The following is a 24,583-nucleotide window of genomic DNA, read 5'->3' as shown; positions in this document are numbered from 1 at the left end:
CCGCCCCCAAGGCTCAGGGGCGGGCGCCGCACCGTGTCACGGCACCGTGATCACATCGGTGCGGACCATCTCCGACAGCAGGTGCTTGCCCGTCAGCGGCGTCTCGTACCACGCGAACCGCAGGGCCGACGCGTCGTGCCAGGCCACGCCGACATAGGTGGTGGCGTAGCCGGCCGAGGCGTCCGGCACGCGTGACGTGCTCTTGAACACCTGGTGCGCCAGCGGCGCCGAGGTCGCCACGTCCAGCACGGTGACCTCCAGGTCGAAAGGCCGCTGCATGCCCCGCCACACCACGGCGGCCCGGGTGCCGTCAGGGGACAGGCGCACCTCGAGGATGAACGCCTCGTTCTCGGGCAGCTTCAGCTGGTACGTGCGGCGGTCGGCCAGGTCGTAGACCGTGATGGCGGTGGCGTCGGCCTGGCCCACCAGCGGATCGGACGCCGACTGCACCAGCCTGCCCGACTGCACCGATGCGGGGACGCTCATGCCGACCTCGCTGGGCTTGGGCAGCTTGCGCAGGTCGACCACCTGGTGCTCGCCGCCGGTGGCGAGGTCGTGCGCCACCACCAGGTCGTCGCGCCGCAGGTAGGCGTACCGCTCGTCCACGCCGACCAGGGCGACGTCGTGGCACTGCCTGCGGACGTTGCGCGACAGCGTGCGCCTGCCCGTCGCGTCGTACAGCTCCAGCCGGAACTCCAGTTTCGTGACACAGGGGCCGTCCGGGCGCCGGTGACCGGGGTCGAGGTCGCGCGAGCCCAGCAGCGCCAGGCCGCCCGACGGGGTGGGCAGCACGGTGTCGACCGAGGTGAGCAGCGTGTCGCGGTAGCGCAGCGGCTGCCCGACGCCGCTGTCGGACAACTCTCCGAAGTCGGGGAAGACCACGACCGCGTCCGGAAGGGTCACGTCGCGGAAGTTCTTGACCGTGTACGGCCCGTCGTAGTCGACGTTCGACGCCGACTCGTACGCCCCCTGCCAGCTGTTGATCATCCGCTGGGCCGACTGGCCGGTCAGCGTGCGGGGCGAGGGCGAGGCCGACGGGCCCGCAGTGGCCGATGGGCGAGGGGAGACGGCCGGGTCGGGGCCCTTGGCGCGGGCGGTCCAGACCGGCACCACGGTGACCACGGCGACCAGCCCGGCCAGCACCGCCGTGGTGGCGGCGGCGCGGCGGCGACGCCACTGCACGCCCCGCCGCTGCACGGCGGCGACCCCGGCGGCAGGGATCCGGCTCGCCCCCGGGGCGGCCGCGTGCACCAGCGCGCTGATCTCGGCCGGGATGTCGTCGGCGAATTCGTCGCTCATCGCATGCCCTCTTCTTCCTGCAGGGCCGCGCGCAGGTGGCTCAGCGCGCGAGAGAGTCGGCTCTTGACGGTGCCCTCGGACAGGCTGAGGGCGGCGGCGGTCTCGGCGGTGGACAGCTGCAGCAGCACCCGGCACACCACCACCGACCGCTGCGCAAGCGGCAGGGTGTCGAGCAGGGCGAGCGCGGTCGGGTCGCCGTCGTCGACGGGCGGCAGGGTCTCCGGCAGCGGGCGCTCCCGGCGCACCTTGCGCCACCAGGAGGTGGCCCAGTTCAGCCCGACGCGGTAGAGCCATCCGCCGGGGTTGGCGTGGAGGCGGAGCTGCGACCAGCGCGCGTACCCCCGGGCCATGGCCTCGTCGGTGGCCTCTGCGGCCAGGGTCGGATCTCGTAGGGTGACAGCCAGCGCGCGGAACACCCGTTCGCGCTGGCCGGCGTAGAACTCCTCGAACTCCGCCGCCGCGTCGGCACGCGGGGCGGCGGCGCTCAAGGTCACCGCGGACGGCATCTGCATGCCACATACACGCGCGTACCGTATGCGCCGTTCCCGGCGATCGCTGACCTTCTCGTAGCCGGTGTGACGCTCGTGGGAGACTGGGTAACCATGAGCGATCTCCGACCCGGACAGTCGATCTTCACGCGTGGAGCCGTGGATCTCAGCGCGCTGGCCAACCGCCCCGCTGCCCCGGCCACGCCCGCGCCCGCACCGGCCGACAACGGCTCCGCGGCGCCCACCGGCACCTTCCCCGGCGCCCCCGCGGGGGGCGGCGCCGTGGTCGAGGTGACCGAGGCCAACGTGCAGGCCGAGGTGCTGGAGCGGTCGATGGCCACCCCGGTCGTGGTGGCGTTCCTGGCGCCCGGCTATCCCGAGGTGCAGCAGCTGGCCGACACCCTGGCCCAGTTCAACGCCGCCGACGGCGGGCTCTGGGTGCTGGCCCAGGTCGACGTCCAGGCCAACCCGCGCCTGGCCGCGATGTTCCGGGTCCAGAGCGTGCCCACCGTGTACGCCGTGGTCGGCGGCCAGCCCGTCGACGCGTTCGCCGGACCCGTCCCGCCCGCGCAGCTGCGCCAGTGGCTCGACGCGGTGCTGCGCGCGGGCGGCGTGCCGGTCGAGGTGCCGGAGGACCCGCGCCTGGCCGAGGCCGACGACGCGCTGATGATGGGCGACCTCGACGAGGCCGAGCGCGCGTACCGCAAGATCCTGTCCGACGCGCCGAAGGACGCCGCCGCCGAAGCCGGGCTGGCCCAGGTGGTGCTGGCCAAGCGCATCGTCGGGGTGGACCCGCAGGCAGCGGTCGCCGCCGCCGACGCCAGCCCCGAGGACATCGCGGCGCAGCTGCGCGCCTCCGACGTCGAGGTGCTGGGCGGCCAGGCGGAGCAGGCATACCAGCGGCTGGTGAATCTGGTGCGCCGGGTCTACGGTGACGATCGGGAGAGGGTGCGCCAGCACCTGGTGTCGCTGTTCGCCGTCGCCGGGCCGGACGACCCCGCGGTGGCGGCCGCGCGGCGCGCCCTGGCCAGCGCTCTGTTCTAGACAGCATCGCGTAGGTCCAGGGGAGAGGTGTATGCGCCGGATCGCGGTCCTCGACGCACCGTCCAACCTGGGCCTGCGCCCGCCCACCGAGACCTCGGTGCCCGGCTGCGCCAAGGCCCCGGGGGCGCTGCGCGACCGGCAACTGCTGGCGCGGCTGGACGCCCGCGACGCCGGGTGCCTCACCCCGCCCCGCTACGACCCCGGTGACTGGCGCCCCGGCGACGGGGTGTGCCACACGCCGCAGCTGCACTCGTACACGGTGCGGCTGGCGGAGCGGATCGGGGCGATCGTCGACGCCGGGGAGTTCCCGCTGGTCCTGGGCGGGGACTGCTCGATCACGCTCGGCTCGGCGCTGGCCATGCGCCGCCTCGGCGAGGAGATCGACGGCCGGATCGGGCTGGTCTTCGTCGACGGGCACTCCGACTTCCGGCATCCGGGCAACGCCCCGTACGTCGGGGCGGCGGCCGGGGAGGACCTGGCCCTGGTCACCGGGCGCGGGCAGACCGAGCTGGCCGGGATCGAGGGGCGGCGGCCGTACTACCGCGACACCGACGTCGTCGTGCTCGGCATCCGCGAGCACGACGAGTACCGGCTGGACCTCCAGGCGGCCGGGTTCGCGGTGCGCCCGGCGACCGCGCTGCGCGCCGAGGGCGCCAAGCGCACCGCGCAGTGGGCCCGGGAGCGCCTGGCCGACTGCGCCGGATACTGGGTGCACCTGGACGTGGACGTGCTCGATCCGGCGGTGATGCCCGCCGTGGACGCGCCCGAGCCCGGCGGCATCGCCCTGACCGAGCTGGAGCTGCTGCTCAACGGGCTGGTCAACACGCCGGACTGCCTGGGGATGGAGCTGACCGTCTTCGACCCCGACCACGACCCCGACGGCCGGTACGCCTCCGAGCTGGTCGCGACCCTGGCCGCCGGTCTGGCCCCGCTGCTGCCCCCCAAACGCTCCGGCCGCGCCTCGACCCAGCCCCGCCTCGCGGGCCAGCCCCGCGTCCCGGCCCAGCGCACCCCCACCGCCGACCGCCGCGCCGTCGCCTGACCGCGCCCCGCCCCGCCCCCGCGCGCACCAAGATCGGCAAGGCCGGTCGAGACCGTTCAAGATCAGCCAAGTTGCCGGGCAATCGGGCATATCTGGGCCGGTCATTGCCCCGATTGCCCGGCAACTTGGCTGATCTTGGGGTTGGGTTCGGGTGACGTGGGAGGCATCGCGTGGCGGTCGGGGTGGGAGTCCGGGGGGCGGGGGTTAGGGTGGCTGCCATGTCCGATGTCCTGGCCACGGTGACGACCGTCGTCTCCCTGCTGCTCGCGGCGATCGCCCTGATCGCCACGATGCGCGACCGCGCACCCGACCGGGTGCAGTTCGTCGGCACCGTCGCGGTCAACGCGGTGGCGGTGCTGCTGCTGGCCGCCGCGGTGGTCACCTGGATCGGCGGCAGCGGCCCGCGCGAGGTCGCGACCTTCATCGGGTACGGCCTGACGCTGGCCCTGCTGCCCGCGGGCGCCTGGATCGTCGGCAAGATGGAGCCCACCCGCTTCGGCAGCCTGATCGTCGGCGTCGCCGCCCTGATCATGCCGGTGCTCGTCCTGCGCTTGGGGCAGGTGTGGGGTGTCTGACGGCCTCAACCGCGGCCTGGGCCGGGTCCTCGTCTTCGTCTACGGGCTGTTCGCCGTGGCGGCCACCTCCCGCGCCAGCGTGCAGATCATCACCAAGTTCGCCGACGCGCCGGTGTCGTACCTGCTCAGCGCCGTCGCCGCGGTGATCTACATCGTCGCCACGGTGGGCCTGGTGCGCGGTGGCGCGCACGGGCGCCGCCTGGCGGTCGCCTGCTGCAGCGTGGAGCTGGTCGGCGTGCTCGCGGTCGGCACGCTCAGCGTGCTGGCGCCGCAGGACTTCCCGGACCAGACGGTGTGGTCGGGCTTCGGCGAGGGTTACGGTTACCTGCCGCTGGTGCTGCCGGTGCTCGGTCTGGCCTGGCTGCGCCGCTCGGCCCGCCCGGTCGCCGACCCCGCCTGATCGATCCGCGCCGGCCTGGCCCCGCTGTGGAGGGGCCGCGCCGTCGATGCGTCTATGGGAGACTCGTTGCCCGTGCGTCATAAATCGTGGCAATGGAAGCGTTATAGCCTGTTGGCCGCTTTCTTCGGGCTGCTCGGCCTGCTCTGGCGGTGGTGGCTGTCCGGCGCGGGCACCCCGCCGACCAACAGCGACGAGGCGACGATGGGCCTGGCCGCGCTGCACATCGGCGCCGGGCGCGGGCTGCCGGTCTACTTCTACGGCCAGCACTACATGGGCACGATCGAGGCATACCTCGCCGCGCCGCTGGTGCTGCTGCTCGGCCCGACGGTGACCGCCCTGCGGATCGTCACCCTCGCCCTGTACGCCGCCTACCTCGTGCTGGCCTTCGTCTTCGTGCGCCGGGTGTACTCGCCCGGCCTGGCGGTGCTGACCGTCGCCCTGCTCGCCTTCGGCGCGGACCGCACGGTCAAGAACCAGCTCATCGCCGGGGGCGGGTATCCGGAGACGCCGGCGATGGTGCTCGGGCTGCTCCTGATCACCTGGCTGCTGGCCACGCGGCGGTGGGAGCGGCCGGTCGCGTACGCGGGCTGGGGCCTGCTGTTCGGCCTGATCGCCTGGAACCACTGGCTGCCCGCGCCGTTCCTGCTCGGTGCGCTGGTGCTGCTCATCGCCGCGAAGGTGTTCACCGCGCGCCGTGCCCTGTCCGCGGCCGCCGGTTTCGTCGTGGGCCTCGCCCCACTGCTGGTGGACAACCTCACCGCCCCGCTGGCGCAGAACTCCGTCTCGGTGTTCCTCGGGCTCAACGGCGCGGGCAGCGACGCCTCGCTGTGGGAGCGGTTGGTCGGCGGCGTGTGGCTGAGCGTCCCGCTCGGCATGGGCCTGTGCGCGCCCGGCCGGTGCGAGGCGTGGTCGCTGTGGTGGTCGCCGGTGTTCCTGGCGCTGGTCGTGGTGGCGCTGGTCATGGCGGTGTCCGCCCTGCGCCGCCGGGCTGCGGCGCGTCGCGCGGCCGGGGCCGGGCCGGTGTCCGCCGAGGACCGGGACGACTGGGCGCGCGACGCGATGAGCCTGGTGCTGCTCGGCGCCGGCCTGCTCAGCCTGCTCAGCTACGTGCGCAGCCCCGCTGCGGCGGACACGCCGATCGAGAGCGCCCGCTACCTGGCGGTGCTGCTGCTGGTGCTGCCCGCCGCGCTCTGGCCGCTGTGGCGGCGGGTGCGCCTCGGCGGTGCGCGCGGTGCCCTCGCGGCGGTGCCGGTGGCGGCCCTGGCGCTGACCATGCTGGCCGCTTCGGCGAGCCTGCTGGAGGTGACCGGGGACTACGGCCGCATGCGCGACGACAACGCCGCGCTGCTGGCCGGGTTGCGGGACAGGGGGTACAGCTACGTGCACGCCGGCTACTGGACCTGCAACTGGATCAGCTACCTCAGCGACGAGAAGGTGCTCTGCGGCGTCGTCGGCGACGACCTGAACCAGGGTCTCAACCGCTACCCGTCGTACTGGCACGAGCGGCCGCAGGCCTGGGTGGCCGAGGCGGGCAGCGCGCTGGACGTGAAGCTGGCGCAGCAGGCCGGGCCGCCCGTGTTCGAGACCGGCGGCTACCGGGTCTATCCCGCCCCGGCACAGCCCTGATCGGTACAGCCTGCTTCGAACGGCGGTGCCCCGGACAAACCCGTCCGCGGCACCGCCGTTTGTCTGGTCTGCCTGGTTGTTACCTGACCGTGATGTATCGCCGTGCGTATCCGGTGTGACAACAAAAAGCCGGAAAGGGTAGTCCCTACCGATCCATATTCGCCGCGATGCTCACTATGGGTAGGCGCTTCGGACGATCACTCCATTGTGGAGGGGGCGCGGCGAGCTCGCTGCCCCCACAGATTCGCGATCTCCCATTAATGTCGACCACGGATCGATCCACAACGGACGGATCCAGAAGCTCACGGGGGGCTTCGGCGCCATGCCGGCATGGCGCGGCTCCCGTGTGCCCTGGGCGTCCAACTCGGTTCACATCACGGGAGGAAATGAAAGTGTTCACGAAGATCGCGGCCAAGGCCGCCCTGACCGTCGCTGGTGCGGCCAGCGTGCTGGCCGTCTCGGCCGCCCCCGCTGCCGCCGCGAACGTCACCCCGCAGTGGTACGGCACGGTCCACGTCACCGTCGACACCTCGACGAAATTCGGCGGCATCATCGACGGCAACGGCCCGGACAGCTACCGCTTCTGGGTCTACTGCTCCAACGGCGACTTCAAGCCCGGGGTGACCCGGTGGGCCGGCGACCAGCGGGGTTCGTTCGGCACCTGCCCCTCGGGCACCACGGTGACGGACAAGGGGTTCGACCTGTTCCCGGCGTAGTCGGGCGGCATCGCCGGCACGGCCGCCCCGACGCGGGCCGGATGGCGATGACGCGGGCGCGCGGCTGACCGCTCACGAGCGGGTTGCCGCGTCACGATAGAGATGACGCGATGGGCAGGCGGTCCGCCAGACCGCCTGCCCATCGTCGTAAGCGGGACCCGTCAGCGCAGGCCGCGCAGGAACGCCTCCGTGATCGGCACGGCGGTGTCGGACGGGCGGTAGCCCGCCTCGACGAACACCGCGAACGCGATGTCGCCCTGCCATCCGATGAACCAGGCGTGGCTGTGGTCGGGGTTGTCGTCGTACTCGGCGGTGCCGGTCTTGCCCTGCACCGGGCCGCCGGGGACGTCCTTGAGCAGCGTCGCCGTGCCGTCGGTGACCACCTCGCGCATCATCGGCCGCAGCGCGGCCAGCACGGCGTCCTTCAGCGGCGCGCCGTCGGCGGCGGGCTTGGCCGGGGCGGGGTCGAGCAGCAGGACCGGCTGCTTCCACTGGCCGCGGGCGACCGCCGCCGCGACCCCGGCCATGGCGACCGGGCTGACGATGGTCTGGCCCTGGCCGAACGCGGCCGCGGCCTGCTCGGTGGCCGACCCGTTGGCCGACACCTTGCCGGTGAACGCGGGCGTGCCCAGGTCCCAGGCCTGGCCCAGGCCGAGCGTGGCGGCGGCGGTGGCCAGCCCGTCCGGGCCCAGCTGCGGGGCGAGCGAGGCGAACGCGGTGTTGCAGGACTTGGCGTAGTCGACGTGGAACTGGACGTTGCCCAGCTCCAGGAAGTGCGAGTTCTTGAACTGGCGCCCGTCGACGGTGATGAACTTCGGGCAGTTCACGAGGGTGGTCGGGGTGACCTTGCCCGCATCCAGCAGCGCGTACGCGGTGATGGTCTTGAAGGTGGAGCCCGGCGGCACCTGGGCGTTGAAGGCCAGGTTCTCGTCGCCGCTGTTGGCCACCGCGATGATCTTCCCGTCGCTGACCCGGATCGCGACCAGCGCGCTGCGCTGCTTCACCGTGGCCACGGCCTTCTCGGCGGCGATCTGGGCGGCCTGGTCGAGCGTGGTCTTCAGCGGCGTGCCGTTCTTGGCCTCGACCGTGTAGACGGCCTCGTCCTGGGTGGTGCCGTCGGCGGCCTTGCGGGAGACCACGACCTTGATCCCGGCGGTGCCGTGCAGCAGGTCGTCGTACTGGCGCTGCATGCCGCCCAGGCCCGCCTGGTCGCCCATGGCGTACACGGTCGGCTTGGCATCCATGATCTCCTTGGTCACCGGCCCGACCGTGCCCAGCAGCGCGCGGGCGAAGGTGCGCGTCGGCGACAGCAGCCACTGCTCCTCGCGGAACACGGCGCCCGGCAGCGCGCGCAGCTTGTCCCGGATCGGGTCGTACGCCTCCCGCCGCAGCGGCACCACCTCGACGAACGCGGTCGGCTGGGCCGCCTTGACCTTGGTGGCCAGGTCGGCCACGCTCACGTCGACCTTCGCGCCCTTCAGGATGTCGTCCAGGTCCTTGACCAGCTGGTCCAGGTCCTTGACGTCGCGCGGCTGCACGCCGACCACGACCACCGGACGCGGCTTGACGATCGGCTCGCCCGCCCCGTCGAGCACCCCGGCCCGCACCGGCGCGATCCGCCGCACGGTCAGGGCGTCGCCGAAGGTGAGCTTCGGGTGCACCACGGCGGGCTCCCAGATCACCCGCCAGGCGTCCTTGGCCTTCGACATGCGCACGGTGGTGGTGTATTCCCAGGTGGTGCCGTTGGGCAGCGGCTGCTTGACGGCCACCTCGGCGGTGGCGAGCTCGGCGCTGATCACCGGGTCGGACTTCTTGGTCACCGTGGGCGGGGTCTGCGCGAGGGTGCCCTCCAGCGCCCGCAGTTCGGTGCCCACCGCCGCGGGGTCCAGCCGCTCGCCGCTGGCCTTGACGAAGTTCACATTCTCGAAGGTGGTCTTGGGCCACCCGGCGAGGAAGGCGTCCAGCATCGGTGCCGGACCGGCCTCCTCCGAGCAGGCGGCGAGTGCGGGAAAGAGCAGCGTCAAGGACAGCAGAGAGAGAATGATCTTGGGGCGTGCGGTCACGCGAAGGGCCATGTCGGCATTCTGCCGCAGTCGTACCGGCGGTAGGAGTGGCCGTGGTGTCCAAGACTGGACTGCCTTCGTTCACGTGTCGGCGGCACCCGTGCGAGATCCTGGACGGCGAGGCTGATTAGGCTGGGGGAGACGACGGGACGGCCCCTCACGGCCCGTCCCACCAGCGACCCACAGCGTCGTGGGCGAAGGGGAGTGGCTTTCCATGGAGTCTGGCGGCCGAGTCGACGGCGGCACCGTACCGGAAGTGGCGGCGGGAGCGAGCGGCGATACCGTCCGGATCGAGGGTGTGCCGCAGGCGCAGCCCGACGACCTGGACGACACCGAGCTCGACGAGCCCCTGCCGAACAGCGAGCGGCTGATCGCGGCCGCGGTCGCGCTGGCGGCGGCCGGCAGCGGACCGGGCGGCCCCGACGCTGCCGCCCTGACCGACGAGCGGCTGGCCGAGGCGCAGCTGGTCCAGCGCTACTGGCGCTTCGCCCCGGACGAGGAACTGGCCGACCTGACCCCGGCCCGGCTGGTCGAGGCGGCCCGCGCACACCGCGAGCTGGCCTCGCGGCGCCGTCCCGGCGAGCTGAAGCTGCGCCTGTCGCTGTCGCACGCCCCCCGCCACACCGTGGTCGAGATCGTCACCGACGACATGCCGTTCCTGGTCGACTCGGTCACCGCGGCGCTGAGCGCCCGCAAGGACGTGCAGCTGCTGGTGCACCCGGTGATGGTGGTGCGCCGCGACGGCGAGGGCAACCTGACCGAGGTCTGCGCCGAGGTCGAGCCGGACGACGCGATCCCGGGCGACCTGGTCGAGAGCTGGATGCGCATCGAGGTGGGCGCCATCCGCGACGACGCGGAGCTGGAGCACCTGCGCGCCGACCTGGAGCGGGTGCTGGGCGACGTCCGGCGGGCGGTGGAGGACTGGCCGAAGATGCGGGCCAAGGCCCTGTCGATGGCCGACGAGATCGCCGGAGCCGAGCTGCCGGTGCCCGACCGCGACATCACCGACTCCGTCGAGCTGCTGCGCTGGCTGGCCGACCACCACTTCACCTTCCTCGGCTACCGCGAGTACGAGCTGGTCAAGGTCCCCGGCGCGGGCGCCGGCACGGATCTGATGCGGGCGGTCCCCGACACCGGCCTGGGCATCCTGCGCGGCGACGGCTCGACCGCCCGCACGCTGGAGTCGATGACGCCCGAGGCGCAGCACAAGGCGCTGGAGAAGCGGCTGCTGGTGATCACCAAGGCCAACTCGCGCTCGACCGTGCACCGCTCGGCGTACCTGGACTACCTGGGCTTCAAGACGTTCGCCGCCGACGGCAACGTCAGCGGCGAGCGGCGTTTCCTGGGCCTGTTCTCCTCGGCGGCCTACCGCACCAGCGTGCGGCAGCTGCCGGTGATCCGGCGCAAGGTCGACAACGTGCTGGAGCGCTCGGGCCTGTCGGCCCGGAGCCACTCCGGCAAGGACCTGCTGGAGATCATGGAGACCTACCCGCGCGACGAGCTGTTCCAGATCGCCACCGAGGACCTGTACCACGCGGTCACGGGCGTGCTGCGCATGGCCGGGCGCCGACAGCTGCGGCTGTTCCTGCGCCGCGACGGGTACGGCCGGTTCATCTCCTGCCTGATCTTCCTGCCCCGCGACCGGTTCACCACCGTGCACCGGCTGGCCATGCAGGAGATCCTGCTGCGCGAGCTGAACGGCGTCGGCGTGGACTACACCACCCGCGTCAGCGAGTCGAACCTCGCCCGGGTGCACTTCATCGTGCGCACCGACCCGGCCAACCCGCCCGGCGAGATCGACGCCGACGTGCTGGCCGAGCAGCTCGGCGACGCCACCCGCAACTGGGACGACGACTTCCGGCTGGTGCTGGAGCGCAAGATCGGCGATGAGCAGGCCAAGTCGCTGGCGGCGCGGTACACCGACGCGCTGCCGGAGACGTACAAGGACGGGCACCTGCCGTACGAGGCGGTCCAGGACCTGGCCAAGCTGGAGCTGCTGGAGGAGCCCGGCCAGCTGGAGATGCACCTGTTCCGGCGCAAGTTCACCGCCGGCACGGGCAGCACGGTCGAGCGGACCGGCCCCGGCAACGACGTGCGGTTCAAGGTGTACCGCCAGGGCGAGCCGATGCTGCTGTCGGCGGTGCTGCCGGTGCTGCACTCCCTCGGCGTGCAGGTCACCGACGAGCGGCCGTACGAGGTGCGCCGCGGCGACGCCAACATGTACGTCTACGACTTCGGCCTGCAACTGCCCGCCGGGGCCCGCGACCTGGCCGAGGTGCGCGCCCACGTGGAGAACGCGTTCGCGGCCGCGTGGCGGCGCGAGGCGGAGGTCGACGGCTTCAACGAGCTGGTGCTGCGCGCCGGGCTGACCTGGCGCCAGGTCGTGGTGCTGCGGGCGTACGCGAAGTACCTGCGCCAGGCGGGCACCGTCTACGCGCAGGAGTCGATGGAAGCCACGTTCACGACGTACCCGCAGCTCGCGGCGATGCTGGTGGCGCTGTTCGAGACCCGGTTCGACCCGAAGCTCCAACTGGCCGACACCGAGCGCTCCAGCCAGGCCAAGGAGCTGGTGTCGGCGATCGGGCGGCAGCTGGAGTCGGTGGCCAGCCTCGACCAGGACCGCATCCTGCGCAGCTACCTGACGCTGATCCAGGCGACGCTGCGCACCTCGTTCTTCCAGCGCGGGGCGGACGGGCGGCCCAAGTCGTACGTCTCGTTCAAGCTGGACCCGCAGGCGATCCCGGACCTGCCCGCGCCCCGGCCCAAGTTCGAGATCTTCGTGTACTCGCCCCGCTTCGAGGGCGTGCACCTGCGGTTCGGCTCGGTCGCGCGCGGCGGCCTGCGCTGGTCCGACCGGCGCGACGACTTCCGCACCGAGATCCTGGGCCTGGTCAAGGCGCAGATGGTCAAGAACGCGGTGATCGTGCCGGTGGGCGCCAAGGGCGGCTTCGTGCTCAAGCAGGCGCCGGCCGTGACCGACCGCGACGCGCTCCAGGCCGAGGGCGTGGCCTGCTACCGCCGGTTCATCTCGGCGCTGCTGGACATCACCGACAACCTCGACGCGGGCAAGGTCGTGCCGCCGGTCGACGTGATCCGCCACGACGGCGACGACCCGTACCTGGTGGTCGCGGCGGACAAGGGGACGGCGACGTTCTCCGACATCGCCAACGAGATCTCCGCGTCGTACGGGTTCTGGCTGGGCGACGCGTTCGCCTCCGGCGGCTCGGCCGGCTACGACCACAAGAAGATGGGCATCACCGCCCGGGGCGCCTGGGAGTCCGTCAAGCGGCACTTCCGGGAGCTCGCGACTGGAAGCGGTGAGCACGGTCGGGAGCTCGCTGCCGGAAGCGGCGGGCACGGTCGGGGCGTGGGGCACGACACCCAGACCGAGGACTTCACCGTGGTCGGCGTCGGCGACATGTCCGGCGACGTGTTCGGCAACGGCATGCTGCTGTCCGCGCACATCCGGCTGGTGGCCGCGTTCGACCACCGGCACATCTTCCTCGACCCGGACCCGGACGCCGCGTCCTCCTTCGCCGAGCGGCGGCGCATGTTCGACCTGCCGCGCAGCTCGTGGGCCGACTACAACCCGGAGCTGATCTCCGCGGGCGGCGGCGTGCACCCGCGTACCGCCAAGTCGATCCCCATCACGGCGCAGGTGCGCGCGGCACTCGGCCTGGCCGAGACGGTGACCGCGATGAGCCCGCCGGAGCTGATGAAGGCGATCCTGCTCGCCCCGGTCGACCTGCTGTGGAACGGCGGCATCGGCACGTACGTCAAGGCCACCACCGAGTCGCACGCCGACGTCGGCGACAAGGCCAACGACGCGATCCGGGTCAACGGCGCCCACCTGCGCTGCCGGGTCGTCGGCGAGGGCGGCAACCTGGGCCTGACCCAGGCCGGACGCATCGAGTACGCCCGCAAGGGCGCCCAGGGCGCCGGCGGCCACATCTTCACCGACTTCATCGACAACTCGGCCGGCGTGGACTGCTCCGACCACGAGGTCAACATCAAGATCCTGCTCGGCGCGGACACCTCGCTGAGCCTGACGGCCCGCAACGAGCTGCTGGCCAGCATGACCGACGAGGTCGCCGCGCTGGTGCTGCGGGACAACTACGGCCAGGCCCGCGCGCTGGGCAACGCCCGCTCGCAGACCCTGTCGCTGCTGCCCGTGCACCGCCGGGTGCTGACCGAGCTGGAGCGCGCCGGGAAGATCGACCGCGCGCTGGAGGGCCTGCCCACCGACGAGGAGCTGGTGGTCCGTGGCGAGAACGGCCAGGGCCTGTCCACGCCCGAGTTCGCCGTGCTCATGGCGTACGTCAAGATCTCGCTGGAGGAGCAGATCGTCTCCTCCGACCTGCCCGACGACCCGTGGACCGCGCAGACCCTCGCCGGATACTTCCCGGCCCCGCTGCGCGGGATGACCAAGGAGATGGCCGAGCACCGGCTGCGCCGCGAGATCGTCACCACGGTCCTGGTCAACGAGACGGTCAACCGGGGCGGCACCACGTTCGTGCACCGGGCCGTCGAGGAGACCGGCTCGACCGTCGCCGAGGTGCTGCGCGCGTTCGAGATCGTGTGGGAGGTCTTCGGACTGGCCGAGCTGTGGGAGGCCGTCGAGGCCACCGACAACCTCATCCCCACCGCCGCGCAGACCGAGACCTACCTCAAGGCCCGGCGGCTGATGGACCGCGCCGTCCGGTGGCTCATCCAGAACCGGCGCTCGCCGCTGGACGTGCCCGCCGAGATCGCCCGGTTCAAGCCCGGCGTCACCGCGCTCATGCCGCGCCTGTCCAGCCTGTTCCGCGGGGCCGAGCACGAGGCCATGAAGGCCCACGAGGCCGAGCTGGTCGAGCTGGGCGCTCCGGCGGACCTGGCCGAGTGGGGCGCGCGCACGCTGTACAGCTTCGGCCTGCTCGACGTCGTCGAGGTCGCCGCCGACACCGGCCGCGACCTGGAGGAGGTCGCCGGGGTGTACTTCGCGCTGTCCGAGCGGTTCCGCGTGGACGACCTGCTGACGAAGATCTCCCTGCTGCCGCGCGACGACCGCTGGCAGACCCTGGCCCGGATGGCGCTGCGCTACGACCTGTACGCCGCGCTGGCCGCCCTGACCAAGGAGGTGCTGGCGGCGACGCCCGTCGGCACCGCCCCGCAGGACCGGGTGCAGCACTGGGAGCAGGCCAACGCGACGGCCACCGCCCAGGCGCGCAAGTCGATCGCGGAGCTGGACGAGGTGAAGGTGGACCTGGCCCCGCTGTCGGTCCTGCTCCGCCAGATCCGCACCCTGGTGCGTACGGCGGCGGCCTGACCAGGGACGGGCGGCCCAGCCGCCCGTCCCCACACCAGTCCCGCCACATCCCGCGCGGTCCCGCCACACCCCGTTTTGTCATAGACGTTGGCCTATGACGTCGACTTCGATCTACCCGAATTCGATGTCATAGGCCAACGTCTATGAAAAGTGCTGCCTCGCCCCGGTCGGCGTGGCGGGGGTCAGCCCGCCAGGCCCAGGACCTCGGCGGCGGCGCGGCCGTTGGCGTGGCTCGCGCCGTACGTGGTGATGAAGGCCTGTGCCCCGCGCGGCCGCCATCCGGCCGGCCAGCCCATCTCGACCACGGCCAGCGGGTGCACCGCGGCGAGCTGCTCGGCTAGCGAGCGGGCCGCCGGGTTGCGGTGCGTGTGCCGCCCGACCAGCACGATCGGCCGCCCGGCCGCCGCGTCGATCAGCGCGTCGACGCTGGTCTCGTCGGCCGCCACGGCCAGCTGCGGGGTGTCGGCCAGGTGCATGGTCAGCCCCCACGGCACGGCGCCCTCGGCGATGGTGTGCCCGGCCCGCAGCTGCACCACGAACGGGTGCTCGAACCCGTCGAGGCTGCCCTCGACGCTGACCGCGCGGCGGGCGGCGTCGTAGCCCAGCCGGGGGCTGGCCTCGACCTCGATGCTGCCCGCGGTCCACGCCGCGAGGGCGTCGTTGCGGGCCGCGGCCTCCTCGACGCGGGCGAGGCTGAGGCTGCCGTCCTTGATCGCCGCGACGATGTCGGCGGCCACCTGCTCGACGATCTCCAGGTCGATGTCGGCGCCGAGGCACAGCAGGTCGGCCCCGGCGTCCAGGGCGCGGACGGCGGCCGGTCCGATGCCGCCCGCGATCCGCTTCGCGCCCTGCATCTCCAGCGCGTCGGTGACGATCACGCCGGTGAACCCGAACTCGTCCCGCAGCAGGTCCGTGAGCACGGCCCGGCTGAAGGTCGCCGGGTCGTCGCCGGTCAGCACCGGGACCCGGATGTGGGCGGTCATCACGGCCTTGGCGCCCGCGGCCACGATCGCCGCGAACGGGGGCAGCTCGCGCTCGCGCAGCACCTGTTCGGTGACGTCGACCGTGGGCAGGTCGTGGTGGGAGTCGGTGACGGTGGCACCGTGGCCGGGGAAGTGCTTGGCGCAGGCGGCCACCCCGGCCTGCTGGAGGCCGACGACCGCCGCGGCGGCGTGCACCGCGACGCGCACGGGGTCGGCACCGAACGAGCGGGTGCCGATGATCGGGTTGTCGGTGGCGGTGTTGACGTCCACCGTGGGGGCCAGGTTCAGGTTGATCCCGGCGGCGGTGAGCTCGGTGCCGATGGCGTGGTACACCCGGCGGGTGAGGTCGAGGTCGCCGATCGCACCCAGGGCGGCGTTGCCCGGGTACGGGCTGCCGGTGCGGTGCGCCAGCCGGGTGACGTCGCCGCCCTCCTCGTCGATGGCGAGCAGCGCGTCGGGCCGGGCGGCCCGCAGCTGGCCGGTGAGCGCGGCGAGCTGGTCGCCGTCGGAGATGTTGTAGCCGAACAGGGTGTAGCCCGCCAGGCCCTGGGTGAGCAGGTCGGTGGCCCAATCCGGAGCGGTGTGGCCGGGGAACGCGGCCAGCAGCGTACGCAGTGCCAGGCGCCGCAGCCCGGGGTCGATGGTCACGGTGATCCTCCGCTTCCGTCGCCCGAACACGATGTTGGCCTTTTGGCCAGTGTGTCGGGTCTTGCCATCCATAGTGGGTTTGCGTGTCGAAGCCGTAGGCTACGGCCGTACACGGTTAAGGGTACCTAATCTAATAAGAAACTTAACTAAAAGCTAGTGTCGGTGTCTGCACACCGGCTTCGCGGCGAGCACCTAGGATGATCGACCATGGCCGCAGTTTCCCAACCAGGCACCCCCCGCCTTCTCCGCGCGCTCAACGATCGAGCCGCGCTCGAGCTGCTGCTGGCGCGTGGGCCGCTGACGCGCTCGCAGCTCGGCGAGCTCACGGGCCTGTCCAAGGTGACCGCCTCCCAGCTCGTGGAACGCCTTGAGGAGCGCGGCCTGGTCCGGCGGGTCGGCGAGCAGGCCGGTGGGCGCGGACCCAACGCGCAGCTCTACAGCGTCAGCCCCGGCAGCGCGTACGTGGTGGGCGTGGAGGTCGGGGCCGAGCAGGTCACCGCCGCGTGCGCCGACATCACCGGCGCGGTCGTGGGCCGGGTCGAGGTCTCCATGCAGACCGAGAACAGCGGCGGGGTCGACGACCCGGTGCGGCTCGTGCACGACGCCGTGGTCAGCGCCGCCGCCCAGGCCGGCGCCCCGCTGAGCGCCGTACGCCGCATAGTGCTGGGCACCCCGGGTCTGGTCGACCCGAGCAGCGGCGACATCGTCTTCGCGTTCAACCTGCCGCGCTGGCAGCGGGGCCTGGCCGCCGCGCTGCGCGACGACCTGCACACCACGATCCTGTTCGAGAACGACGTGAACCTGGCCGCCGTGGCCGAGTCGCACCTGGGCGCCGCGCGCGAGGTCGGCGACTTCCTGCTGGTCTGGGTCGGCTCCGGCATCGGTCTGGCCGTCATGCTCGGCGGGCGCCTGCACCGCGGCTTCTCCGGCGCCGCCGGTGAGATCGGCTACCTGCCGGTGCCCGGTGCGGAGATCCCGCGCGACGTCAGCCGCCGCGTCGGCAAGGGCGCCTTCCAGATGGTCGCCGGGGCCGACGCGGTCCGCTCCGTCGCCCGCGAGCACGGCTTCCGCGCCCCCAGCGCCGCCGACGCGGTGAAGGCCGCGATCGCGGCCGGCACCAAGGGCGGCCCCGTCCTCGACGAGCTGGCCCGGCGGCTGGCGCTCGGCGTCGCCGCGTCCTGCCTGGTGCTCGACCCGCCGCTGGTGGTGCTCACCGGCGAGGTCGGCGCCGCGGGCGGCACTCCGCTGGCCGAGCGGGTGCAGCACGAGGTGGCGGCGATCAGCCCGGTGGCCCCGCGCGTGGTCGTCACCGGCGTCTCCGACGAGCCGGTCCTGCGCGGCGCCCTGCTCACGGCCCTGGACACCGTCCGCGACGAGGTCTTCGGCTCGACCGTCGACTGACGAGCCCCTACGCCGCGAAGCTGAGCAGCTTCGACGATCACACCGCACGGGGCGCCCAGCGGGGCCGCGCGACAGCGGGTCCGCCTGGCGCACCGCGCACACGGCACCGCACCGCGCGCACCGCACCGCGCGCACCGTGCCGCGCCGCGTTGATCGCTGCACTTTCGGGGAAAGTGCTGGAATCTGACGCCGCGAGGCTGCACTTTCCCCGAAAGTGCAGCCTCGCGAGCGCGCCGAGCGCGCCGAGCGCGCCGAGCGCGCCGAGCGCGCCGAGCGCGCCGAGCGCGCCGAGCGCGCCGAGCGGGCGCGCTCGGCGGTCAGGTCAGGTCAGGTCGCGGCGGTGGAAGCTGAGGTAGCCGCCGCCGACGAGCAGTGCGGCCAGGCCGAGCAGGACCGCGGCGCCGGTGCCGGCGTCGATCACGAGGGCGCTGCCGTCGTAGTTGCCCCAGTACCGGTAGCCGCCGTTGACCCAGGCGGCGACGTAGGTGGACAGGAACAGCGGGTCGCTCGGCTCCAGATTGATCATGTAGAAGACGAGCCGGGCGCCCAGCTCCCACGCGATGACGTACCCGATGAGCACGCCCAGGGCCGCGGCCGTGTGCCGTCCGATGGTGGCGATGGCGTACGCGCAGGCCGCCGTCACCAGCGCCAGCACGAAGCCGCGCAGCGACAGCCCGATCAGGTCCGGCCAGAAGTCGCCGCCGAGGTTGCCGGTCCAGCCGGTCGTGGCCGCCAGCACCCAGAACACGCCGACGTAGAGCACGGTGAAGCCGAGGTTGAACACGGCCAGCCCGCCCAGCAGCACGCCGAGCTTGGTGCCGTACACGGTGCCGCGCTGCGGCCGCCACAGCAGCAGGTTGATCAGGCCGCCGCTGCTCAGCTCCGCGCCGATGAACGACGCCGCGATGAGGAACCCGAAGAAGGCCAGGTATGCCGCGAGCATGTAGGCCAGCCCGGTGATCTCGTCGCTGAAGACGAACACGCCGGACAGGTACTGCTCGTCCTTGACGTCCGCCGGGTCGTACGCGGTGCAGTCGGCCCCGTAGTACTGGTCGTACAGGTCCTGCGGCGCGCCCGGGTCCTTGCTCGTCAGGCACCGCTCGTGCTCGCGCGTCCGGTCGGCGCGCGCCTCGGCGGCCATCTGGCGGGCCTCGGCCCACGCCTGGTCGCTGGGGCGGCTGCTGTCGATCATCACGACGGCCACGGTGAGGCCGAAGACCGCGAACAGCACGACCACCAGGAGCTTGACGAACCGGCGCGACATCAGCCGGTTGAGCTCGGCTTTCGCGAGGTTCACGACTGCTCCTTCAGGTCGAGGTCGATGACGGCGGCGGGGGCGTCGGCGGCGACGGGTCCGGGCTCGGGCTCGGGCTCATCGCCCGGGGTCACGTCCTGCACCTGCGGCGGCTGGCCCGGCGCCGGGCGGGTGTCGGTGAGGTCGAGGAAGACGCTCTCCAGGTCGGGGGCGATCGCGACCAGCTCGGCCAGCCACAGCCCGGCCTCGCCGAGCGTCTGGGTGATCCAGGCCGGGTCGTCGACCCCGCCCACCACCACGTAGCCGCCGTCGACCCGGGCGGCGCGGCCCGCGGACCGCAGCAGCTGCACCGCGGCCGAGGGGTCGCCGACCTGGACGCGGAACTCGCCGGTCGCGTGCTTGGCCAGCACCTGCGCCACCGGGCCGTGGGTGACCCGGCGGCCGCGCGAGATGATGGTGACCGAGTCGCAGACCTGCTCGATCTCGGCCAGCAGGTGGCTGGAGATCAGCACGGTCACCCCGGCGGCCGCGAGGTCGCTCATCAGCGTGCGCATGGCGTGGATGCCCGCCGGGTCCAGGCCGTTGGCGGGCTCGTCCAGGATCAGCAGCTCAGGCTGCTTGAGCAGGGCCGAGGCCACGGCCAGGCGCTGGCGCATACCCAGGGAGTAGCCCTTGACCAGGTCGTCGGCGCGCTCGCGCAGCCCGACCGTGGTGAGCACCTCGTCGACGCGGGTCGCGGGCACGCCGCCCGCGGTGGCCAGGATCTGCAGCGTCTTGCGGCCGCTGAAGCCGGCGAAGAACGCCGGGCTCTCCACGATCGCGCCCACCCGGTGCGCCACGGTGGCGTAGCGCTCGCTCGGGGTGCCGAGGATGCGCATGGTGCCGGAGTCGGCGCGCATCAGGCCCAGCAGGGTGCGCAGCGTGGTGGTCTTGCCGGAGCCGTTCGGCCCGAGGAAGCCGTGGACCTGCCCGGCGTGGACCTCCATGTCGAACCCGTCGAGGGCGGTCTGCCGCCCGCGACGCACGCTGTGGAACGTCTTGCGCAGGCCGCTGATCTCGATGACGGCGGTCAACGCGCCTCCTTAGGGTGAGGGGGACCGGCTCACCGTACGTGCTGGGCGTCGATCCGTGGGGGCGCGTGACGGAGCGGGACCGGGGCAGCGCCGACTGTGATCTGGCTGGCAGGGTCGCACGCGCGCAGTGCCCGGCGTGATTGGATATCGGCTGTGTCAGGACAGCACCGCGCGGCCGCCGCCGCTCCCGTAGTCGCCGCCGACGACCCCGATCTGGTGATCGCCGCGGACCAGGTCGACGTGGTCCGCCAGGGCAAGCACCTGCTCCGGGAGATCTCGTGGCGGGTCGAGCTGGACGAGCGCTGGGTGGTGCTGGGCCCCAACGGCGCCGGCAAGACCACGCTGCTGCATCTGGCCGCCGGGCGCTCCCACCCCACCAAGGGCACCGTGTACGTGCTGGGCGAGCGCATCGGCCGCGTCGACATGAACGAGCTGCGCACCCGCATCGGCCTGTCCACGGCCGGGCTGGCCGAGCGCATCCCGCCGGGCGAGCTGGTCCGCGACGTGGTGGTGACCGCGTCCTGGGCCGTGGTCGGCCGCTTCCGCGAGTCGTACGACCCGGCCGACCTGGCCCGCGCCGAGCAGCTGCTCGGCGAGTGGGGCATGAGCGGTTTCGCCGAGCGGGAGTACGGCACGCTGTCGGAGGGCGAGCGCAAGCGCACCCAGATCGCCCGCGCCCTGATGACCGACCCGGAGCTGCTGCTGCTCGACGAGCCCGCGGCCGGGCTCGACCTGGGCGGCCGCGAGGACCTGGTGGCGCGGCTGTCGGAGCTGGCCGCCGACCCGGACGCGCCCGCGCTGGTGCTGGTCACCCACCATGTCGAGGAGATCCCGCCGAGCTTCACCCACGCGCTGCTGATGCGCGAGGGCGGCATCGTCGCCGCAGGCCCGATGCAGGACGTGATCACGTCGGCGCACCTGTCCGAGACGTTCGGGCTGCCGCTGACCGTGACCGCGGCGGGCGGCAGGTACGCCGCGCGGGCGGCCTGATGCGGCGGTTCGCGCCCGGCGACACGATCGTGCGCCGGGAGATCCTGCGCGACGAGGTCTGGTTCGGGTACGCGTCGATCTGCGTGCAGGACACCGACGAGCTGCTGGTGACGTACCTGCCGGGCGGGACGCGCTTCGGGTACCCGAGGCACGGGGCGTTCCCGGCCGGGCGGCACCCGTACCAGGTGCAGGGGCGGCAGGAGTGGCACGGCCACGGCATGCTCGCGCTGCACTTCCCGGGCATCGAGCACGCCGTCTTCGTGTTCTGGAAGGGCCCGCGGCGCACCTGGAACGGGTGGTACTTCAACCTCCAGGACGCGCCGCGGCGCACCGCGATCGGCTTCGACACCCTCGACCACGAGCTGGACCTGCACTGGGCGCCGGGCGCGCCGCGCTGGGAGTGGAAGGACGTCGAGGAGTTCGCCGCGGCCGGGCCGGTGCGCTACCCGGGGCGGATGGAGGCGATCCAGGCCGAGGGCGACCGGGTGGCCCGGCTGCTCGACGCCGGGGAGCGCTGGTGGCACGACTCGTGGGCCGACTGGCACCCCGATCCGCGCTGGTTGCCGCGGCAACTGCCCGCCGGATGGGACGAACTGGCACCGACCTTGCCCTGAGGCGTCAGCATCGAGGGTATGCGGACGCTCCTCAACATCCTCTGGTTCATCTTCGGCAGCGGTTTCCTGCTGGGCCTGGCGTACGGCATCGCGGGCATCATCTGCTTCGTGCTGATCGTGACGATCCCGTTCGGGGTGGCCTCGTTCCGGCTCGCGCGCTACTCGTTCTGGCCGTTCGGGTACGACATCGCCGAGCGGCCCAGCGCCGGGCTGGCCTCGACGCTGGCCAACATCGTGTGGTTCATCGTGGCGGGCTGGTGGCTGGCCCTGATGCACATCACCGCCGGGGTGGCCCTGTGCATCACGATCATCGGCATCCCGTTCGGCATCGCCAACTTCAAGCTGGTGCCGGCCGCGCTGTGGCCGCTGGGACGGGAGATCGTGGCCCGCGCCTGACCTCGCGCGCCGGTGGTGCGACCGCTTCGGCTTAGCGACCGTTAGGCTCGAAGCGGCATACGGCACTCGACGAGGAGGCAGCGCGGTGGGCGAGTTCGTCAACCTGGAGATCGACGGCGGCATCGGCACCATCCGGCTGGAACGCCCGCCGATGAACGCGCTCAACGTGCAGGTGCAGGAAGAGCTGCGCGCGGCCGCGCAGGCCGCCACCGACGACAGCCGCATCGCCGCGGTCGTGGTGTACGGCGGCCTGAAGGTCTTCGCCGCAGGGGCCGACATCAAGGAGATGGCCGACATGTCGTACGTGGACATGTCGGCCCGCGCCGGTGCCCTGAGCGGCGCTTTCGACGCGGTCGCCCGGATCCCGAAGCCGGTGGTGGCTGCGGTGACCGGCTACGCCCTCGGCGGCGGCTGCGAGCTGGCGCTGGCCTGCGACTGGCGGGTGGTGGCCGAGGACGCCAAGCTCGGGCAGCCCGAGATCAAGCTGGGCGTCATCCCCGGCGCGGGCGGCACCCAGCGCCTGGCGCGGCTGGTCGGCCCGGCCAAGGCCAAGGACATCATCTTCTCCGGCCGGATGGTCGACGCCGCCGAGGCGCTGGCGATCGGCCTGGCCGACCGCGTCTGCGCCGCCGAGATGGTGTACGACCAGGCCAAGGCGCTCGTGTCCGGGTATGTCGGCGGCCCCGCCCAGGCGCTGCGGGCGGCCAAGGCGGCGATCGACGGCGGCCTCGACCGCGATCTGGCGGCCGGGCTGGCCTGGGAGTCGCAGCTGTTCGCGGCCCTGTTCGCGACCGAGGACCGGCGCGAGGGCATGACCGCGTTCGTGGAGCGGCGGCCCGCCAAGTTCATCGGCAAGTGAGAAGTCTTCACCTTTTCCGGCGTGCCGGTTAGGCTCCCGGCATTCGAAGGGAGGCCGTGATGGCGGCTGCGGTGGACGGTGCGGGTATCGAGGTCTCGGGACACGGCGGGCAGCTGGCGCTGGCCGCCTTGCGCGCCGCCGGGGTGGGGGAGCTGTTCACCCTCTCCGGCGGCCACGTGTTCCCGCTGTACGACGCCGCGCACACCAGCGGCTTCCCGCTCTACGACGTACGCCACGAGCAGACCGCGGTGTTCGCGGCCGAGGCCGTGGCGAAGCTGCGGCGGCGCCCCGGGGTCGCGGTGCTCACCGCCGGCCCCGGCGTCACCAACGGCATCTCCGGCCTGACCAGCGCGTACTTCAACGCCGCGCCGGTGCTGGTGCTCGGCGGCCGGGCCCCGCAGTTCCGCTGGGGGTCCGGTTCGCTCCAGGAGATCGACCACCTGCCGATCGTGCGCCCGGTGACCAAGCACGCCGCGACGGTGCTGTCCACCGACGACATCGCCGGTGCGGTGACCGCCGCCCTGGAGCACTCGCTCACCCCGCACCGCGGGCCGTCGTTCCTGGACCTGCCGCTGGAGGTCGTCTTCAGCACCGGCGACGCCAAGGTGTCCGCGCCGCAGGTGGCGGTGCTCGACCCCGACCCCGACCTGGTCGAGCGGGCGGCCCGGCGGATCGCGTCGGCGCAGCGCCCGGTCATCATCGCGGGCTCCGACGTGTACGGCGGCGACGCGGTCGAGGCGCTGCGGGCCGCCGCCGAGGCGCTGACCGTGCCCGTCTTCGCCAACGGCATGGGCCGCGGCGCCCTGCCGCCCAGCCACCCGCTGGCCTTCGCCAAGGCCCGCCGCAAGGCCCTGGACGGGGCTGACGTCGTCGTCGTGATCGGCACGCCGCTCGACTTCCGCCTCGGCTTCGGCGACTTCGGCACCGCCGAGGTGATCCACATCGTCGACGCGCCCGGCCAGCGCGCCGAGCACGTACAGGTCGCGGTGTCGCCCGCCGGGGACCTGCGCGCCATCCTCACCGGGCTGGCCGGCTGGACCGGCGAGCGGGCCGACCACACCGACTGGGTCGGCACGCTGCGCCAGGTCGAGCAGGCCGCCGCCGCCAAGCACGAGCTGGAGATGCAGGCGGGCGGCGAGCTGATCAAGCCGAGCCGGGTCTACGGCGAACTGCGCAAGGTGCTCGACGCCGACGCGGTCACCATCGGCGACGGCGGCGACTTCGTCTCGTACGCGGGCCGCTACCTGGAGCCGTCCGTGCCCGGCAGCTGGCTCGACCCCGGCCCGTACGGCTGCCTCGGCACCGGCATGGGCTACGCGATGGGCGCCCGCGTCACCTACCCCGACCGGCAGATCTGCGTGCTGATGGGCGACGGCGCGGCCGGGTTCTCGCTGATGGACGCCGAGTCGCTGGTGCGGCAGAACCTGCCCGTGGTGATCGTGGTCGGCAACAACGGCATCTGGGGCCTGGAGAAGCACCCGATGCGCGCCATGTACGGCTACGACGTCGCCGCCGACCTGCAACCCGGCCTGCGCTACGACGAGGTGGTCAAGGCGATGGGCGGGGCGGGCGAGACCGTCCGCGACCCCGGGCAGCTCGGCGCGGCGTTCACCCGTGCCTTCGCCGCCGGAGTGCCGTACCTGGTCAACGTCATCACCGACCCCGCCGACGCCTACCCCCGCTCCGCCAACCTCGCCTGACCCGGCGCTCGCGGCGCGGCGCTCGCGCTGCGCGCTTGGGCTCGTGCAGTTTCGGGGAAAGTGCTCGAATCCCAGCCAAGATTCCAGCACTTTCCCCGAAACT

Annotated in this window: 18 protein-coding genes and 1 pseudogene; 13 read left to right on the top strand and 6 right to left on the bottom strand. The window is 72.7% G+C overall.

All coding sequences use genetic code 11. The features are described 5' to 3' along the window. Window positions 1-36: 36 nt before the first annotated feature. Both Cs7R123_RS36245 and Cs7R123_RS36240 read right to left on the bottom strand, forming a co-directional pair. The gene (locus Cs7R123_RS36245) at window positions 37-1,299 is read right to left on the bottom strand and encodes a hypothetical protein (RefSeq protein ID WP_212833344.1); all 1,263 of its coding nucleotides are present in this window, start codon (window positions 1,297-1,299) and stop codon (window positions 37-39) included. After that, window positions 1,296-1,811, bottom strand: coding sequence for an RNA polymerase sigma factor (locus tag Cs7R123_RS36240; protein WP_244872368.1), 516 nt, complete (start codon window positions 1,809-1,811; stop codon window positions 1,296-1,298). The genes Cs7R123_RS36245 and Cs7R123_RS36240 overlap by 4 nt, the downstream gene beginning before the upstream one ends. A 90-nt stretch (window positions 1,812-1,901) precedes the next feature. Between Cs7R123_RS36240 and Cs7R123_RS36235 the strand changes: the two genes are divergently transcribed. The 6 genes and pseudogenes from Cs7R123_RS36235 to Cs7R123_RS36210 all read left to right on the top strand — a co-directional run bounded on the left by Cs7R123_RS36235 (window position 1,902) and on the right by Cs7R123_RS36210 (window position 7,190). Continuing rightward, window positions 1,902-2,831 (top strand): tetratricopeptide repeat protein, encoded by a 930-nt coding sequence (locus Cs7R123_RS36235; RefSeq protein WP_212833342.1) that lies wholly within the window; start codon window positions 1,902-1,904, stop codon window positions 2,829-2,831. A 31-nt stretch (window positions 2,832-2,862) separates the two neighbouring features. Continuing rightward, a pseudogene (locus Cs7R123_RS36230) lies at window positions 2,863-3,892 on the top strand (arginase family protein); the annotation flags it as partial. A gap of 199 nt (window positions 3,893-4,091) precedes the next feature. Beyond that, on the top strand, window positions 4,092-4,448 hold the full coding sequence (locus Cs7R123_RS36225) for a hypothetical protein (RefSeq protein ID WP_212833340.1): 357 nt from the start codon (window positions 4,092-4,094) through the stop codon (window positions 4,446-4,448). Continuing rightward, window positions 4,441-4,848, top strand: coding sequence for a hypothetical protein (locus tag Cs7R123_RS36220; RefSeq protein ID WP_212833338.1), 408 nt, complete (start codon window positions 4,441-4,443; stop codon window positions 4,846-4,848). The genes Cs7R123_RS36225 and Cs7R123_RS36220 overlap by 8 nt, the downstream gene beginning before the upstream one ends. A gap of 111 nt (window positions 4,849-4,959) precedes the next feature. Beyond that, window positions 4,960-6,474 (top strand): hypothetical protein, encoded by a 1,515-nt coding sequence (locus Cs7R123_RS36215; protein ID WP_212833336.1) that lies wholly within the window; start codon window positions 4,960-4,962, stop codon window positions 6,472-6,474. A 392-nt stretch (window positions 6,475-6,866) separates the two neighbouring features. Further along, a complete protein-coding gene (locus Cs7R123_RS36210) occupies window positions 6,867-7,190 on the top strand; it encodes a hypothetical protein (RefSeq protein WP_212833334.1) in 324 nt (107 codons plus the stop codon). Between the two features lie 161 nt (window positions 7,191-7,351). On the opposite strand, the gene Cs7R123_RS36205 is transcribed toward Cs7R123_RS36210, so the two are convergent. Beyond that, complete coding sequence (locus tag Cs7R123_RS36205; protein ID WP_212833332.1) at window positions 7,352-9,265, bottom strand: penicillin-binding transpeptidase domain-containing protein; 1,914 nt, start codon at window positions 9,263-9,265, stop codon at window positions 7,352-7,354. 202 nt (window positions 9,266-9,467) lie between these two features. Between Cs7R123_RS36205 and Cs7R123_RS36200 the strand changes: the two genes are divergently transcribed. Next, on the top strand, window positions 9,468-14,561 hold the full coding sequence (locus Cs7R123_RS36200; RefSeq protein ID WP_212833330.1) for an NAD-glutamate dehydrogenase: 5,094 nt from the start codon (window positions 9,468-9,470) through the stop codon (window positions 14,559-14,561). 182 nt (window positions 14,562-14,743) lie between these two features. On the opposite strand, the gene Cs7R123_RS36195 is transcribed toward Cs7R123_RS36200, so the two are convergent. Continuing rightward, the gene (locus tag Cs7R123_RS36195; protein WP_212833328.1) at window positions 14,744-16,192 is read right to left on the bottom strand and encodes a glycoside hydrolase family 3 protein; all 1,449 of its coding nucleotides are present in this window, start codon (window positions 16,190-16,192) and stop codon (window positions 14,744-14,746) included. Between the two features lie 207 nt (window positions 16,193-16,399). On the opposite strand from Cs7R123_RS36195, the gene Cs7R123_RS36190 reads away from it, so the two are divergent. Then, window positions 16,400-17,593 (top strand): ROK family transcriptional regulator, encoded by a 1,194-nt coding sequence (locus tag Cs7R123_RS36190; protein WP_212833327.1) that lies wholly within the window; start codon window positions 16,400-16,402, stop codon window positions 17,591-17,593. A 322-nt stretch (window positions 17,594-17,915) separates the two neighbouring features. On the opposite strand, the gene Cs7R123_RS36185 is transcribed toward Cs7R123_RS36190, so the two are convergent. Together Cs7R123_RS36185 and Cs7R123_RS36180 are read right to left on the bottom strand one after the other, a co-directional pair. After that, complete coding sequence (locus Cs7R123_RS36185) at window positions 17,916-18,890, bottom strand: ABC transporter permease subunit (protein ID WP_212833326.1); 975 nt, start codon at window positions 18,888-18,890, stop codon at window positions 17,916-17,918. Continuing rightward, window positions 18,887-19,921, bottom strand: coding sequence for an ATP-binding cassette domain-containing protein (locus Cs7R123_RS36180; protein WP_212833325.1), 1,035 nt, complete (start codon window positions 19,919-19,921; stop codon window positions 18,887-18,889). Before Cs7R123_RS36180 ends, Cs7R123_RS36185 begins: the two co-directional genes overlap by 4 nt. 153 nt (window positions 19,922-20,074) lie before the next feature. Between Cs7R123_RS36180 and Cs7R123_RS36175 the strand changes: the two genes are divergently transcribed. The 5 genes from Cs7R123_RS36175 to Cs7R123_RS36155 all read left to right on the top strand — a co-directional run bounded on the left by Cs7R123_RS36175 (window position 20,075) and on the right by Cs7R123_RS36155 (window position 24,480). Beyond that, entirely contained in the window at window positions 20,075-20,911 is an 837-nt protein-coding gene (locus Cs7R123_RS36175) for an ABC transporter ATP-binding protein (protein WP_244872365.1), read from the top strand. Further along, entirely contained in the window at window positions 20,911-21,525 is a 615-nt protein-coding gene (locus Cs7R123_RS36170; RefSeq protein ID WP_212833324.1) for a DUF402 domain-containing protein, read from the top strand. Before Cs7R123_RS36175 ends, Cs7R123_RS36170 begins: the two co-directional genes overlap by 1 nt. Window positions 21,526-21,543: 18 nt before the next feature. Further along, window positions 21,544-21,921 (top strand): YccF domain-containing protein, encoded by a 378-nt coding sequence (locus tag Cs7R123_RS36165; protein ID WP_212833323.1) that lies wholly within the window; start codon window positions 21,544-21,546, stop codon window positions 21,919-21,921. A gap of 85 nt (window positions 21,922-22,006) precedes the next feature. Continuing rightward, window positions 22,007-22,780 carry an enoyl-CoA hydratase-related protein gene (locus Cs7R123_RS36160; RefSeq protein WP_212833322.1) on the top strand — a complete coding sequence of 258 codons (774 nt, stop codon included), beginning with the start codon at window positions 22,007-22,009 and terminating at the stop codon, window positions 22,778-22,780. A gap of 59 nt (window positions 22,781-22,839) precedes the next feature. After that, window positions 22,840-24,480, top strand: coding sequence for an acetolactate synthase (locus Cs7R123_RS36155; RefSeq protein ID WP_212833320.1), 1,641 nt, complete (start codon window positions 22,840-22,842; stop codon window positions 24,478-24,480). Window positions 24,481-24,583: the final 103 nt, after the last annotated feature.

This window comes from Catellatospora sp. TT07R-123, from assembly GCF_018327705.1.
GTDB lineage: Bacteria > Actinomycetota > Actinomycetes > Mycobacteriales > Micromonosporaceae > Catellatospora.
This window is presented reverse-complemented; position numbering and strand designations above follow the sequence as displayed.